The 14,783-nt window shown below is 68.1% G+C and carries 13 protein-coding genes and 2 pseudogenes; 7 read left to right on the forward strand and 8 right to left on the reverse strand.

Annotated features, from left to right (window positions below; all coding sequences use genetic code 11):
- Positions 1 to 34: 34 nt before the first annotated feature.
- Positions 35 to 235 carry a hypothetical protein gene (locus V2W30_RS39825; RefSeq protein WP_338704046.1) on the forward strand — a complete coding sequence of 67 codons (201 nt, stop codon included), beginning with the start codon at positions 35 to 37 and terminating at the stop codon, positions 233 to 235.
- A gap of 274 nt (positions 236 to 509) precedes the next feature.
- Here V2W30_RS39825 and V2W30_RS39830 read toward each other — a convergent pair whose 3' ends face one another.
- Positions 510 to 2,492: a helix-turn-helix domain-containing protein gene (locus V2W30_RS39830; protein WP_338704047.1), complete on the reverse strand. Its 1,983-nt coding sequence runs from the start codon at positions 2,490 to 2,492 to the stop codon at positions 510 to 512.
- Positions 2,493 to 2,867: 375 nt separating this feature from the next.
- Here V2W30_RS39830 and V2W30_RS39835 point away from each other — a divergent pair, with 375 nt between their 5' ends.
- Positions 2,868 to 4,031 (forward strand): hypothetical protein, encoded by a 1,164-nt coding sequence (locus V2W30_RS39835; protein WP_338704048.1) that lies wholly within the window; start codon positions 2,868 to 2,870, stop codon positions 4,029 to 4,031.
- 702 nt (positions 4,032 to 4,733) lie between these two features.
- Here V2W30_RS39835 and V2W30_RS39840 read toward each other — a convergent pair.
- Both V2W30_RS39840 and V2W30_RS39845 read right to left on the reverse strand, forming a co-directional pair.
- Positions 4,734 to 4,865, reverse strand: a complete 132-nt coding sequence (locus V2W30_RS39840; protein ID WP_338704049.1) for a hypothetical protein — start codon at positions 4,863 to 4,865, stop codon at positions 4,734 to 4,736.
- Between the two features lie 579 nt (positions 4,866 to 5,444).
- Positions 5,445 to 6,017, reverse strand: coding sequence for an AAA family ATPase (locus tag V2W30_RS39845; RefSeq protein ID WP_338704393.1), 573 nt, complete (start codon positions 6,015 to 6,017; stop codon positions 5,445 to 5,447).
- Positions 6,018 to 6,241: 224 nt separating this feature from the next.
- Between V2W30_RS39845 and V2W30_RS39850 the strand changes: the two genes are divergently transcribed.
- Positions 6,242 to 7,267 (forward strand): YaaC family protein, encoded by a 1,026-nt coding sequence (locus V2W30_RS39850; protein ID WP_338704050.1) that lies wholly within the window; start codon positions 6,242 to 6,244, stop codon positions 7,265 to 7,267.
- A gap of 291 nt (positions 7,268 to 7,558) precedes the next feature.
- Positions 7,559 to 8,845 (forward strand): annotated as a pseudogene (locus V2W30_RS39855) (IS110 family transposase).
- Here the strand turns inward: V2W30_RS39855 and V2W30_RS39860 are convergent.
- Positions 8,795 to 9,193, reverse strand: coding sequence for an Imm32 family immunity protein (locus V2W30_RS39860; protein WP_338704052.1), 399 nt, complete (start codon positions 9,191 to 9,193; stop codon positions 8,795 to 8,797). The pseudogene V2W30_RS39855 and the gene V2W30_RS39860 overlap by 51 nt on opposite strands.
- A 480-nt stretch (positions 9,194 to 9,673) precedes the next feature.
- Here V2W30_RS39860 and V2W30_RS39865 point away from each other — a divergent pair, with 480 nt between their 5' ends.
- Complete coding sequence (locus tag V2W30_RS39865; RefSeq protein ID WP_338704053.1) at positions 9,674 to 10,252, forward strand: hypothetical protein; 579 nt, start codon at positions 9,674 to 9,676, stop codon at positions 10,250 to 10,252.
- Between the two features lie 142 nt (positions 10,253 to 10,394).
- Here the strand turns inward: V2W30_RS39865 and V2W30_RS39870 are convergent, their stop codons facing one another.
- Together V2W30_RS39870 and V2W30_RS39875 are read right to left on the reverse strand one after the other, a co-directional pair.
- On the reverse strand, positions 10,395 to 11,186 hold the full coding sequence (locus V2W30_RS39870) for a helix-turn-helix transcriptional regulator (RefSeq protein WP_338704054.1): 792 nt from the start codon (positions 11,184 to 11,186) through the stop codon (positions 10,395 to 10,397).
- A gap of 34 nt (positions 11,187 to 11,220) precedes the next feature.
- Positions 11,221 to 11,478 carry a hypothetical protein gene (locus V2W30_RS39875; protein ID WP_338704056.1) on the reverse strand — a complete coding sequence of 86 codons (258 nt, stop codon included), beginning with the start codon at positions 11,476 to 11,478 and terminating at the stop codon, positions 11,221 to 11,223.
- 683 nt (positions 11,479 to 12,161) lie between these two features.
- Between V2W30_RS39875 and V2W30_RS39880 the strand changes: the two are divergent.
- Positions 12,162 to 13,378, forward strand: a pseudogene (locus V2W30_RS39880) (ISKra4 family transposase); the annotation flags it as partial.
- 16 nt (positions 13,379 to 13,394) lie between these two features.
- On the opposite strand, the gene V2W30_RS39885 reads toward V2W30_RS39880, so the two are convergent.
- Positions 13,395 to 13,577 (reverse strand): nuclear transport factor 2 family protein, encoded by a 183-nt coding sequence (locus tag V2W30_RS39885; RefSeq protein ID WP_338704058.1) that lies wholly within the window; start codon positions 13,575 to 13,577, stop codon positions 13,395 to 13,397.
- Positions 13,578 to 13,616: 39 nt separating this feature from the next.
- The gene (locus tag V2W30_RS39890; protein ID WP_338704059.1) at positions 13,617 to 13,778 is read right to left on the reverse strand and encodes a nuclear transport factor 2 family protein; all 162 of its coding nucleotides are present in this window, start codon (positions 13,776 to 13,778) and stop codon (positions 13,617 to 13,619) included.
- Between the two features lie 217 nt (positions 13,779 to 13,995).
- Here V2W30_RS39890 and V2W30_RS39895 point away from each other — a divergent pair, with 217 nt between their 5' ends.
- Positions 13,996 to 14,778 (forward strand): hypothetical protein, encoded by a 783-nt coding sequence (locus V2W30_RS39895; RefSeq protein ID WP_338704060.1) that lies wholly within the window; start codon positions 13,996 to 13,998, stop codon positions 14,776 to 14,778.
- Positions 14,779 to 14,783 lie beyond the last annotated feature (5 nt).

The following is a 14,783-nucleotide window of genomic DNA, read 5'->3' on the forward strand; positions in this document are numbered from 1 at the left end:
TCAGCACGCACTAGACGCAGGCAATTCCGTCCTGGTGTACAAGTTCATCGAGGCATCCACCAACTCTATGAGCACCGCCCCGATGACCGGCCTGGCCGAGCAGATTCAAGCGGTCGAAGATCTCGGATGGAAGCTCGACAAGATGACTGCGGCCGAAGGCAAAGCCCTCACGGGAGAGCGCATCGCCCTCATCTGCCTGTTCCGCAGAGCTGCCAGCGCCGCCGGCCAGACGTAGCGGCCCACACGAGGAAGTGCACATCTGCGTCTCTGCCCCCCCCGTCGCTCGATGCCGTGGGCCCCACCGGTCGGCCCCAGGGTTCGAGGACTGGGGCCGACCGGGAGCAGCGGCAGTGCACCCCACCACCTCGACCTGGCAACGAACAACCAGGATGGGTGTCACGGTTCGCACGGAGCCGTGTTGACGCCGGAAGGAGCGGGCCCGACGCTCGCACATCGGGCCCGAGTGGCATCACGAGTGGAGCGTGGAGCCGCTGGCCGTGGTGCTGTGCTTACGAGTCCTTCGAGACGATCACGTTCTGAGTCGTGCTCGGTCGCAGTTTGAGGCCCTGCATGGCGAGGATCGAAGCGAGCCCCCACGCGATCGTGGCAAGGCCGGCCGCGACCTGACGCGCTTCGCCCGGCGTGCCTGACCACACCATGACGATGGTGGCCGCACCCCACAGCACCCAGGTCGTCCGTGCGCCCAGGCCGCCGAACAAGAAGCTCAGCCCCAGCGCCGTCGCACCGCTGGCGATCCACAGCAGATGCAGCGCGGAAACGGACAGCGGGAGCCCCGCGGAGTGCGCGGTCAGGTACGCGTTGACCGGCTGCTCGATCGTGGCGACCACACCGTCCCAGTGCCATCCCTTGGGCGTCTGCCACGTACGTGCCGTGTGGACAACGGTGTTCGACACCACACCAGCCAAGGCGATGACGACCAGGAAGGCCCCGAGCAGGACGATCATCTTGATCCAGATCGCGGTCTCTCTCCAGCCGCCCGTCAGGGAGTCCCCCACTTCCTGCCGCCGTGCCTCGAACCATTCCCGGTCGCTCACGACAACCGGCGCCGTCATCCCCATCACGGCCGCTGGCGCGTGGTGGGCGCGCACAGGGGCCTTGAAGTCCGCACCGAGTTCTCCGACCAGCTCCTGCACCAGGCGGACCACGCTCCGGTCGTGACCGAAGACGGCGTAGCAGGCGCAGAGCGCGGTTGCGGGCAGGAGGGGAAACAGCCACCAGGCGCTCCACGCCACCGAGCATTGGACGCTCAGTGCGGCACCGACTGCGGCGAGTGCGGCGCTCAGGAACCGTCCCACCCGTACGGCCATCGCCCGGGTGCTGATGGTGATGTGCCAGGGCACCGGCTCGCGGCGGAAACCGGCGCGGAACGCCGGCCACAGCTGTGCGAGCGGGCTCCACGGGTCACTGACCAGGACGACGCCTGCCAGCATCAGTACGCCGAGGAGGAACTTCCAGCCGTCTGCGCCGGACCGGTCGGCCGCCAGGTACAGGGCCGCCGCCGACATCATGGACAGGCACCCCAGGGAGCGTCCCAGCAGATGGCAGCCGGTGCGCAGCCGGTCGAGCGTCTGCAGCGCCGTTCGGCGCGGCCCGGTCAGGCTCCATTCGTCGCTGACCGTGTCCCGACGCTGCTGGCCGTCGTTGAGGAAACCTTCCGCGGCGCGCAGGGCGTTTTCGAAGTCGGCGCGGAAGAAGGCCTCCTGCAGCTCGGCCGGCAGTGGCGGGAGCCTCGGCTCCTCGTCGGAGGCGACCGTCCGGCGGGACTGGGCTAGTTCCTCCTCGAGCTCGTCGCTGCGTTTGCGCAGCCGGGCCAGGAGGCTTTCGGTCTCGTCGCGGCTCGTCCGGGCCCGGCGCAACTCCCTCTGCGCTGCCTGTAACTGCTCGGTGAGCTTGCGCAGGCGCTCCTCGTTCTCTTCGTTCTCCTCGTCGTACTGGTCTTCGAGGGTCGTCACCTGCTGCTGCAGTTCGGCGGTCAACCGGCTCAGGCTCAGCACGAGTTGCTGGGTCTGGCCCCGCTCCTCCATCAGCTCCTGATTGCGCTCGTGAGCCTGCGCGAGCTGTTCGTGAGCCTTCGCCGCCTGGTCCTGGGCCGTGGCCGCGACGCTCGCCAGCGATGCCGTCGAGGCACCGTCCTCCGCAGCGGGACGCGGTGCGGGAAGGTTCGGGGCGGGCTGCGGGCGCTGCGCCAAGAGATACAGCTGCATTGCCTTGTTCAAGCACGCCTGTTCCTGGCGCGGATGGGTCACGTACTTGACCAGCTTCTGGACGAAGACCCGCGGGGGCACCGTCTCGCCGCTGAGGAACGAGGAGATGTGGCTCTTGCTGTAGTTGGTGGGCTCCTGAAGGTCCCGCTGAGTCTTGCCTGCCTGTTTCACCAGGGCGCGCAGGTACCGCGCCAGCTCTTTGCTCTCGGGCGTCGCATTCTCGTGGAACGCGCCGTACCCCCGGCCGCCCGGCTTGCTCTCTGCCATGACCCCTCCCCCTCAGGCCCGCCCCTGTCACACACCGGGATCAGCCTACGGATCGTCAGAATCGGGCGACAGAGCGCGACCAGGGCTTGTCCGGCCGGGTCGGCTTGCCCGGCCCAGCCCGGCCATGTCCGGCCATGTCCGGCCACGACCTGCGGAGACACCACCGGGCAACTGCCGGACAGCTTCATCCGGGCAAAGCTCCTTTCAACGCCCCCGTCCCTCCCCGCCCCTGGAGTTGCCCGCATGACTCGCTCCGCCACTTCGTCGCCTCGCCGCACCGGCCGTCCCTCCTCCGCCCGCCGTGCCGGGCCAGGGCAGCTCGCCATCCCCACGAAACGGTCACGCTGCTCGCGCTCGCGCAGCGAACTGCCTCGCATGAGCGAACTCGCTCTCGACACCAGCGACGGCCGGATCATCGACCTGCGTCGGGCGCCCGACGCCGCCTCCCGCCTGCCCCGCGGCAAGGCCGGCGGCCGCTACCGGTGCTGCGCGTGCGGAAAAACACTTATATTCAGCGGCCCGGCCACACTCCAGTCCGGCTTCACCCCGCGCTTCCGGCACGAGGGCACCGCCGCCAGCGCCGACCGGTGCGGCGCCGTCGCCGCCCACCAGGCCGACATCCAGGCCGACCTCACCGTCATCATCGACCTGCGCGACCGCCTGGTGCACGCCCTGCCCGGCGCGAGCGTCGACCTGCAGACCGATCCCCGCCTCGCCGGGCAGCGCTGGGAACTCCCGCCCGCGATCGTCGTGCGCCGCGACGACCAGATCCTCGTCGTCGAACGCCCTCGGCGCCCGCTCGCCAAGGCCACGGCCGAGGCCCGCCGCCAGCACGTGCGCACGACCTACGGAGACCAGACAGCCCACTGGTGGTTCTTCGACCGCGACGACACGCAGCACTATGTGCCCGCAGGCACCGTCAAGGTCCGCCCGCACGGCAAGCCCGACACCCACCACAAGGTGCGCCCAACTCCCGTGCAGCGACACCTCGTCCGCACCGGCGGCTCCGTCTGCTGGATCACAGCCGACACCGTTCTCCTCCCCTACGGCGGCCACCCCGGCACCTACCCCGCTCTCGAAGGCGAGGACTGGAGCGGCGAGATGGCCTCCTGGGCGAAGGACTGGAAGATCTCCCACCCCCACCCGGCCGACGGCGCCGCCTGGTGGGGCCTGATCCCGCTCCCGCTGCTCGCCCTCGGCCAGCAGAGCGGCTTACACCCCGCACCGGCCTTCGCGCTCATGACCGCGCTGGAGAAGGCCCAGCACGGCCGGGAAGCCCACCGCCGCCGCCTCGCCCGTCAGCACGCCCAACAACCGGCCAGCCCCGAGCAGTCCCCCGCCCCCGTCGAGCCTCCCAGCGAAGCAGACGAAGCACCGGTCGCACCGACACCGCCGCCCGCACACGCACCCGCGCCGCCGGAACACCGGCCGGTGCCGCCGCGCCCCAGCCTGCCGCCCCCAGCCCCTGTTCGCCGCGTCCGTCCCCAAGGCCGCCGGTTCACCTGGCGACGTCTCCTGCCCCACCACTGGCGCGCATAAAAAGGTGTCCCTTCAAGGGACACTCCCGGCCTCGCCGTATGCGCCGCGAGGCCGGACGGCGCGCACCGGGCTGTGCTCCCACCGGCCCGGGAAGAAAGTGCAGTACACCCCGCACGGCCCGCAGACGGCCGACGGCGCGCGCCCGGTGCTGCGCCCTCGCGTACGGCCCCGGGCGTGAGTCGGCCCGCTCGTTACGGGGGGGGATACCAGCGGGCCGACGTGTTCATGCTCCCATGCGCGGAGCATCGACGATGGTGCTTGGGCACTGTCCGACGCCGTCCGGATGCCGGTCGCCCGGCGTGACCGGATGGCCGGCGTCATGGCGGCCATCGATGTCCATGGCGTCCTCGCCCTCGCCGGCTGGCAGTTCGTCGTACGCCGTGTGCTGGACGGGACCGGTGCCCGTGCCAGAAGAGTTCGCGCCGTCTACGGGAGGCGGTCGCGGTCGGCGTCGGATCCGGTCTCGGACTCCTAAGCCTGGCGCGCAAGTTCGCCGTCGGCGGCCAGTCGGACGGCGTCGCGAGCGCGGGGGTGGCCGGTCGCGTCGACGATCCGGGAGCTCACGCGACTACGAACGCCTCATCCAGCACTCCGAAGCCCACATCAACTGGGCCTTCATCACCCTCATGCCCCGCCGACTCACCCACTCCAACAAGGCCCAACAGGCCGTCGGGCGACGCTAGTTCGCATGCACCCCCGCCATCATGTCGCGGTGGACGGCGGCTTCCAGCCCGGCGGCGCCGACTCGACCAATTCGAGCTCCTCGTCGAGATACATCTCGCCGCCGGCCAGAGGGAAGTCGACGAGGAGTTCCCCGGTGGAGACGCGCGTCATCACTGTGCCCACCGGGTCTTCAGGATGGTCTGTCTTTTCCCGTGGCCGCACCCGATCTCCCGGTGCGAAACGCCACTGACTGGAACGTCCGGTCAGTCGTCCTTCTTCGCGAGACATGTGTCGCGTCCCTTCCCCCGGACTGGCCCTTGCTCTAGTACGCCGTGATGATGCCCTTCTGCCCCAGATTCTTCCCATGGAAGGTGAAGTCCGCGTAGTCAACGAACACGCGGTACGTGCGCTTCTCTGACCCTTGCTTATACGGGTGACGGTAGACGCCCCCGGATCCTGGCCGAGGCCGAACGGACCATCGACCGCGCACTCGACCGCCGCACCCGCCCCGTCCTCCTGGTCAGCCAGGCTCAGCAGCTGCGCAGCGACGGCCTGCAGAACCTGTATGGCACCTGGCACGCCGCCGCCGACCGCCACCGGCCCTTCCCCCTCATCCTCACCGGCACCCCCCCTCACCACCGTCCTGAAACGACCCGCCCTCGACTGCTTCCACGGACTCCCCCACACCCACTACCGCATCGAACAGCGCTGAGACAGCACGCCAAAAGTCCGGCTGAGCCGGCCCCTTGTTCACCGGTCGACGGACGCCACCTGGTGCAGACCCGTCTCGGCCATGATCTGCGCCACCGTTTCCTCCAGCGTGCTGCTCCCGTCGATGAGGGTCTCTATACCCCCCGGCAGCAGATCCCGTTCGCGGTACCAGTCGGCGAGGTGCCTTTCGGTGACCTGCGCGAGGTAGTCGGCATCGGGTTTGGTCGCATGCCGTACGAAGGTCTCGCGCAGCGCCACGTCCAGGTAGTAGCAGCGGGAGACACCCTGGTGGTCGCGGACCAGGTCCTCGAGCATCGCCCCGTACCGGTCCGCGTACAAGATGCCCTCAACGACCGTATGGAAGCCGTGAGCAAGGGCGTAGCGGGCGGTGACGTCGATCAGCCCGATGTTGGCGCCACCGGGCCGGTCGCGTTCGCGCAGCACAACCCTGCGCAGGTTGTCCTGGGCGACGATCGCGAGGTTGCGGCCGAAGGCCTCGCGGAGCCCGGCCGCAATGGACGACTTTCCCGATGCGCTGTTGCCGCGCAGGATGATCAGGCGCGTTTCGTTAGTTCCGACCACGTCCGACACGCTATCCGCGACCGCTGACATCACCGCCGCCACAGCAGATTGCCGCGCCCCAACACGTGATTCGTGCCCCCTACCGGGATGCGAAGGCCAGCCGCCGATGGCCGCCTCGTTTGCCTTCGATCACAGGGAGTTCGTACGCGCGGATCTGCTCGTCGGTGACCAGCGTCCACTCCCTGCCCTTGCGCTGATCAGTCGCTTGATGCGGAGGCCCTCCAACGCCCTCGGCTGTTAGGTAACGTCCCACCATGTATATGCAGATAGACCCCGTTGAGGCGTGGGAGAGGCTGCGGGCCAGTCGTTCCGACCGACCGGGACGAGCGAGCAGTGGGGCGCGAGCCAAGACGTACACCACGGCTCTGGAACAGGCGCAGCAGATGTTCAAGGCAGCCGAGGTGGTGGGCCCGCAGACCCGTCCCTTGCTGGTGTTCTACGGCCTGAGCCAGGCCGGCAGGGCGATCGCGGCTGCGGCCGTCGACCTCAAGGGCGAGGACTGGAACCTGAACTCTCACGGCATCCACGCGTCGGGCTACCACATGGATTTCGCCGACATCGAGATCCGTACCGATCCTGTGGGTACTGCCGGCAGCTTCGTGCGGCTCAGCCAGCTGCTGCAGTCGCCGGTCTGGGGCAACGACACGGTCGTGCGTCTGGAGGAGGTGTGGGACACCCTCCCCGGCAACTTGCAATACCCGCTGACCGATCGGAAGCGCTTCACTCCCCTGTACGCCAGCACGGACGTCATCACAGGCATCGACTTCCACCCGCTGCTCACCGTGCATGTCGGCAACTTCCTGGATCGCGTCGTGGATGCCGGCAGCCGCACGGCTCTCGACGAATTCCTGCAGAACTACCCCGGCGCCGCCGGATATGAGGACTTCGTCCGTCGCGGGCCGGGAGCCGACGCCGAGCCGACTTTCGAGCGGCACCAGCCGAACGCCGGCTGGCTGTCCATTCACTGGAGAATGCCCGCGGAGAAGGGCACCCAAGAGGAGCGCCTGGAACGCCTGTCGTCGATGACCCGCCCGTACGCCGGGCACCGCTACTTCTTCCCCGCCGTCACGGGCCTGTCCCGTGAACTCCACCCGCTGATGGCCTGGTGGGCATTGCTGTACGCGCTGTCGATGCTCGCCCGCTACCAGCCCGCCCAGTGGGCGCACCACATCAACGTGGACAACAGTCAACGCGCGGTGCCCATCGAAAAGATCCTGGAACAGGCCATGGAACACCTGCCCGTACTGATCGCGGACACCATCGAGCACGTCGCCGCCTGACCCGAGACGCCGAACCTGTGCCCATGCGCGCAGCGGCATCTGCTCGCCCCCCGTTACCTCCTTCGTGGCTCCGCAATGGGGCTACCAGCCTTCGGGTCCGGCATGACTTCCCCCTCCTGTCGCGGTTGATGATCCGGGGGGTGGTGTCACCGGGTCCGAAGGCATCGACGGACCGCTGATGAGGGGCTTGAGCACCGGCTTCACCCAGGCCGGAAGAGCTCTCCGTAACGTGGATGTGGCAGCTCGGTGCCCTGGCAAGGTCGGACGAAAGCGTGATGGAGGGGCCTGCACGTGATCGACACCGGCGACATCGACGTCTTCCTCGGCCTGGACGTCGGCAAGGGCGAACACCACGCCACCGCCGTCACCACGGCCGGCAAGAAAGCCTTCGACAAGCGGCTGCCCAACACCGAACCCAAGCTCCGCGAGCTGTTCGCGAAACTGAAAGCCAAGCACGGGACGGTGCTGGTCGTGGTCGACCAGCCGGCCTCGATCGGTGCCCTGCCGCTGGCGGTCGCCCGCGACATGGGCTGTCCGGTCGCCTATCTGCCCGGTTTGACGATGCGGCGGATCGCCGACCTCTATCCCGGCGAGGCCACGACCGACGCGAAGGACGCGTTCATCATCGCGGACGCGGCCCGCGCGATGCCGCACACGCTGCGGGCGATCGACGGCGAGGACGAGACGATCGCCGAGCTGGAGATGATCGTCGGCTTCGACGACGACCTGGCCGGCGAGGCACCCAGGGTCGCGAACCGGCTGCACGGCCTGCTGACCCAGATCCACCCGTCCCTGGAACGCGTGATGGGGCCACGGTTGCAGCACCCGGCCGTCCTCGCGCTGCTGGAACGGTTCGGGTCACCAGCACAGATCCGCAAGGCGGGACATCGGCGGCTGGTCACGCTGCTGCGACCGAAGGCGCCGAGGATGGCCGAGCGGCTGGTCGAGGAGATCTTCGCCGCGCTGGACGAGCAGACCGTTACGGTCCCCGGGACCGAGGCGGCCGCGCTGATCGTCCCGAGCCTGGCCGGCTCGCTGTCGGCCGCGCTCGACCAACGCAAGCTGCTGGCCGGGCGGATCGAGGAACTGCTGGAGGCCCACCCTCTAATGCAGTGCGGAGCGGATGCCTCGGAACCTTCTGACCGATGAGGTCCGCCTTGAAGACAGGCACCGGCTCCGCGGCGGCCTTTGTGGTGGTTGGTGGGCGTCGGGATGACTCCGAACCCTCTTCGGCACATCGATGCCTACGCGGGCCTCGCCCCCGCGACCCGTAGTTCAGGCTCTTCGATCCGCGGCGAACAGCCATCCCGCAGGGGAAACAAGCAGCTCAAACGGGCTTTCTTCCTCTCCGCGTTCGCTTCCCTGGGCGACCCAGCATCGCGGGCCTACTACGACAAGAAGATCGCCCAGGGCAAGCACCACACCCAGGCCCTGCTCTGCCTCGCCAGACGCCGGGCCGACGTCCTCTTCGCCATGCTCCGCGACGGAACCTTCTACGAATCCCGGCCAGCCACTGTCATCAGTCATTCATCGAGCCGGCATGCCTCCGTGAGGACTGTTCACGACCATGGCCAGTGACCCAGAGGCAAGGTAGTAGTGATCCGGGAAGTACTCGATGTGCTGGTGGCCGCCGTCGTTCATCTCCGCAATCGACCGAAGTTCGTCAGCGAAAGCGTTCAAACCCGGCTGGTCACCCTCGATGAGTAGAACGCCGCGCCGCGAGTCAACTCGGACAAGCACACCCGGACCGCTCGTGCCTACTACCTCGACCGAAGCGAGTTCAGTGCCACCGAAGCTCGGCTCAGCCGAGGCGGTGGTTTCGATGCCACCCCTCCCCGAGATGAGGGCGCGGGCCAAGGCGACGAGTTCCACAGAGCCACCCGAGACATCCAACCCATCCTCATCGGGGAAGAACAAAACCCTCATCCGCCACAACCCCTTCGTTCCACGACGCCGGACTCACTGATGGGAGTCGTTGGCCCTGGTCAATCGGGCTCCCCGAATCAAGGCCGACCGCCACGGACGCTACTCACCCCTTGACGAAGACCATAGGGGCACCCCGGACCCGACGCCGCAGGATGAGGACACCGCTACGGCCGGCGTACGGCGACCGGGTACAGCACGTTCGGGCGTTCCTCGCGACGGCAGTGCGTCGTTGTGCCGGTCATGGACCTGCTGCCCCGAATCGCTGCGCCCGGTGTCGCCGAGCGGGCGACCGCGCTTGCCAACGAGGCGGCGCAGCTGGCCGACACGGCGACCGAGTGGGCCCATGTTCCGCCGATGCCGCCGGCGACGCAGCGGAGAACATCGCCCCCCGCCTGAGCCCCGGCTCCCCACCGACCACCCGCCCCTGATCGCCGATCGCCCAGGGCGGGCGTCAGTGTTCCCAGACCGTGGACATGGTGGGTGTCGGCGTGGACTCCCCGGTGGTCCTGCGCGCGCGCCGTCACGGAGTCTCAGGCCAGGCCCGGTCCTCGACCGCGCCATCTGGGCCGCCACCAGCGGCCACTGCGGGGATGCCACGAGCTGGTTGGTGTCCCCGGAGAAGGGGATGGTCTCGCGGACCATGCGCACGAACTTCTCGTTCTCGGCCTGGCCGACGCACTCGGACACCACCTGCGCACCCAGGACGAGGTCGGCCGCGCCGTCACCCTCACCGTCCGCTACGCCGACCACTCCGCTACCAGCCGCACCCGGAAACTGGCCGAGCCCGCCCACCACACCCCCGAGCTCGTCTCCGCCGTCCACGTCCTGTACGCGAGCCTCGGCCTTCAGCGGGCCCACGTACGGCAGTTCACCGTCGGGGCCGAGCAACTCGGCCCCGACGAACAAGCCCACCAGCTGCTCCCCGACCTGGCCGACGACAAGAAACACCGCCTCGAGAAAGTTGCCGACGCCGCCCGCGCGAAGTTCGGCACCCACGTCATCCAGCCGACTGCCTTCGCCCCCGCTCAAGGCAGCGCGTGTGAACCACAGCGCCTCTGAGGAAGGGAAGGGGTGGTCCCGCCCGCTCAAGAACACCCCATCGCAGCCCGTTTGCTCACCGGGAGAAGTCGGCGACAAGGGCCCTGCCTACGGCCGCACCGCGTGTCAGGGCGGCTCGGGCAACGAGACGGGCGAGGGTTCGTCAGGGGGCGCGCGTGGTGTGACACACGGGGCAGATCGCGCCGCGGTGTACGGCGTCAAGGCGGAAGCGGGACCACTGACCGCAGGCCGCGCACTGCGCGGTCCACGGCCGGGCCGAGCCGGGGAAGGTGTCGATGGGCCTGAGCCCGGCGGCCCGCATGATCCTCATGGCGGTGTCGGGATCGACGGAATCTGGCTTCGCAGCCCGTGCCTGTGCAGCCTGGCGCCGGGCGGTCGCCTTGGTATCGGCCTTCGCGCGCCGCCAGGCGCGAACCCATTGCGGGAAGGCGCTCTCGGGGACCTCGCAGGCCGTGAGGAACGCTTTGAGCTGGTTCTCGGTCGCCGGCAGGACCTTGCGGTGCACGATGCGCCAGGCCGTCATCCGGTCCAGCCGACCGAAGCCGCCGTGTCGCTCGGCCCGGCGTTCCATCTCCCGCAGTGCTGGGCTCGCGTTGTCCTCGTGCACTCGTAACAACGCCGCCCCAAGGTCGGCTTCCGTCCGTACGAAATTGACCGCCGGTGCCTGCGTACGCTTCGAGCCCCGCGCGGGCCTGCCCGCTGCCTCCCACAATCGGACTATCTTCTCCTCGTTCATGCCGCAGACTTGGGCAAAGGCGCGAGTCACCGTCTGCGTCGGCCGCTTCTTGCCAGCCTCGGCCCGCTGCACCGTCGCCAGGGAACACGGGATCGCGTCCGCGACCTGCTCCCGACTCTTGCCGCTCGTCTCCCGCCCCTGGCGCAGGGCGGCCGCGAGGCGGCCTGCCCCATACTCCGGGAAGGGGACCGGCCGCATAGGCCGGCCCCTTCTTTCCTCCATCGCTGGCGGTTCAGAGCTGCGCTGGAGTCAACAGGGCTTTTCCGGCGCGGCGCAGCGGCCTGAACTCCATGGTGCTCAGCCGGATGGTGAGCATGGCCATCAGGCCCACACTGCCCAAAAGCACTAGAAGGTCGGGCAGAATCATGCCGTCGCGGATCATCACGGCAGCCACCACGATGATGACGACGACAACCGCGGCATCCCCGGGCGACAGCCGGGCATCGGGACGACAGTATGCGCCGCCGGGCAACAGAGTCTTGCTGGACATACGGATCCCTACTCGCTGGGCGCCCCGGCCTGTGGGCAGACGGGCGCCGTGATCAGGTGTGTACTGAATTGGCTCCAACCAAGTGCCGCGGACGGTTGGCTCCGCCCTGGCGCGGCGGCCCAAATCGTGCCAGCGTTCCGATGCACCCCGCACCGCATCTGAAGTATTCGTTCGCGTTTGTCACTCGGGCTTCAACACCCCTCTTATGCCTCCGGATTGGCAAGTCGCCCTGAACCATGGGCCAGAGCACGGGCCCCCGACACACCGCGAACTGCGGGTTCCTGGAACAGCGCTACCGGAACACTTGGCTCCGATACGTGCCGGGTGGGTATTCACCCAGCCTTGGCACAACATCCTCTTGCTGCGATCGCCCGACGGCTGCGACGATCCCCGCACAGCTACGGACCACCGTGGCGTTCCCCTGACTCGCTGTGGCTCCAACCAGGCAGAACAGGGCCTATGTGAGGGCGTGTTGGCTCACCCCTCGCGCATAAGAGCCGGCACTCCCCTGGAGTGCCGGCTCTTCGAACACCGAGACGAGTCCGATTAGCTGGGCCGTTCCAACTCACCCGGTGCCCCTACGAGTCCACAGTCACCTGGAGGACGATGGGGCGACGGGGCCGGACACTGAGTTCGCGTCACGTCCGAACTTCTCTCCGTGGGCTTCGGCGACGCAGGGGATCCTGGAACGCATGGCCTATCGAGGCCCGTTGATGAGCAACGTCCATCCGACCGATGCGAACCTGTCGCTTCCCGCGGGCCGGCACTCGATGGGCTTGCGTCGGCTCGCGGTCACCGAAGCGGTGCGAGGCTCTTTCGACCAGGCCCAGAGTGCGATCGAGCGACGCTGCGGAAGAGCGCTGGGCAAACGCCGTCTTGAGCAACTCGTGGCCGCCGCCTCCGGGGCCATCGACTCCTTCTACTGGCAGCACATTCCCGTGCCTTACAGTCGGCATGTGCTGCTGGTCATCGAGGTCGACGGCAAGGGCGTGGTCATGCGCCCCGAGAGGCATTGCTGCCCGCCACTCAACGTGCCCGCCTCGCAGCCGAGGCCGGACATCGCAGCCGCCTCTCACCGGGCGAGAAACCCAACCGCAAGCGGATGGCCACCGTGGCCTGCGTCTTTGACGCCATCGCCGCTCCACGGCGCCCGCACGACGTGATCCATCCGCCCGGCGGACGCAGCCCCCGCCGTCGGATCCGCCGCGGCGCGACCGCGATACGGAAGTGGTGCACTGCCTCGCTCTTGCATCCGCCCGAGAAGGTTATCGCCGACGTCTTCGCCCAGGCCGAAGCCCGCGATCCCGACCACCACCGCTGCTGGGTTGTCCTGGTCGACGGCGCCCGCCACCAACTCGACCTGATCCAGAAGGAGACCCCTCGCCGCGGCTGCACGATCAACGTGCTCCTGGATTTCGTGCACGTCACCGAGTACGTCTGGACCGCGGCCCACGCCTTTCACAAGGTCGGCACCGCCGCGGCCGACGCCTGGGTCGCCGGTCATCTGACCACGATCCTCGCAGGTCAAGCTGACCGCGCCGCCCGGAAGATAGCAGCCGAAGCAGACCAGGCCGGCCTCCGCGCCAGTAGGCGAGAAGCCGTCGATGCCTGCTGCCGCTATCTGACCGGTCACCTCGACCAGCTGCGCTACGACATTGCCCTGGCAGCGGGCTGGCCGATCGCCACCGGCGCGATCAAGGGTGCCTGCCGACACCTGATCGGCGACCGCCCGGACATCACCGGAGCCCGCTGGTGCCTCACCAGCGCCGAAGCCGTCCTCAGACTCCGCACATTGATCAACAACGGAGACTTCGATTCCTACTGGTGCCACCACACCGCGCGTGAGCACCAACGTCTCTATCCATCCGGCGGCCAGGGCGAATACACCCTCACTGCCTAACCCCGGGACGGATCGGTCAGTCGCTCAAGTGCTCATGGAGCATCATCCACTCGCCGTCGCGCCGCACGATGACGTTGGTGCCCCGCCCTTGACCGGAACGCTGCTGGCCCTCGACGACGCCACTCCAGGCGAACCGATAGCGGCACACCGCCACCTCGGGGGTGAGTACGGGCCACTCCAGGTCCTGGACCTTGTACACCTCGTCGAGGATGGTCGAGAAGGTCGTCTCGACCGCGGATCAGATTTCCTTGATGCCCCGGTATGAGCCGTCGGAGAACCAATAGCTGGCGTCCTCGGCGATGAACGGCACGACACGTTCGATGTCGTGGCTGTTGTTCGCCGCCTCGTACTCGCGCATGAACGCCGCAAGTTCCTGCTCCGAGGCCATCGGATCAATCACGACACCCATTATCTCGGCACCACATGCGACGGTGAGCGGTTCGCGGATCTCCGTGGCATCGGTCGACGCTCAAGCCGTCATCCCTCACGACGAGCCGCACCCAACTCACTTCGCACTGTTCTACGAAAGCACTCACGCAAGTTGATTGAGATCAACTAAAGTGATAGCACTGTCTATGCGCTTCGATGTGAAGCGCTGAACCGGAGGGGTCAGCCGCATGGAGATTGCTGCTTCAGCCTGGGCCCGCGAGTTGTTCAACGGCGAGGAGACGGCTCGGGAGGTGCGCGACAGGATCGGCCAGGCGCTGGTCGACATGCAGGCCAACGCTCGCTCCTCACAGCAGGAAGCCGACGTGTCCTCCACCCAGGTCCACGGCGTCGCGCGCTACCGCGGGGCGTTCGAGCGGGTCAGCGAGAAGTTGGCGGATCTCCCGGGTGCCCAGCTGGTGAAGCCCAACGGCTTCCAGTTCGACCTGGTGCGGATCGGGAACGGGCTGCTGTACCCGTTCTGCTTCTCCAAGAAGGACAGCAACGTCCGTACGGCAAGGATCCAGAACGTGTGGTCGGTGATCCGCGAGCTGTTCGCCTTCGCCCCGCCCTCGGAACAGGCAGATCTCTTCGGGGGATACGCGTTCAACCCGGGCGCGGTGGAGCTCCGGCCGAAGCTGGCGGCCCTACCGAAGGGCACGCGTCTGGTCCTCGTTCCGTTCGCCTGCAACGCGGCCGGACTCCTCAAGCCCTACTGGGGCGTTGCGGCACTGGCAGATGAGAGCGGCACCCTGGAATGGGTCATCGACCCGGAGCCCCTGCCCTTGCCGGACGCCCCGACGTCAAAGCTGACGATTCCGCAGCAGCCGACTGGCCACCCCGGCTTCGACGAGGGCGAGCAGCCCATCGTCGCCCTGGCGCCCCGCCCCGACACAGAGCGGAAGCTGGACATCCCTTTGGTGAGCGAAGTCGCCCCGCTCGAACCTCTGACGAACGAGAACAATGCGAACTGACCACC

Source organism: Streptomyces sp. Q6 (assembly GCF_036967205.1).
Taxonomy (GTDB): domain Bacteria; phylum Actinomycetota; class Actinomycetes; order Streptomycetales; family Streptomycetaceae; genus Streptomyces; species Streptomyces citrinus.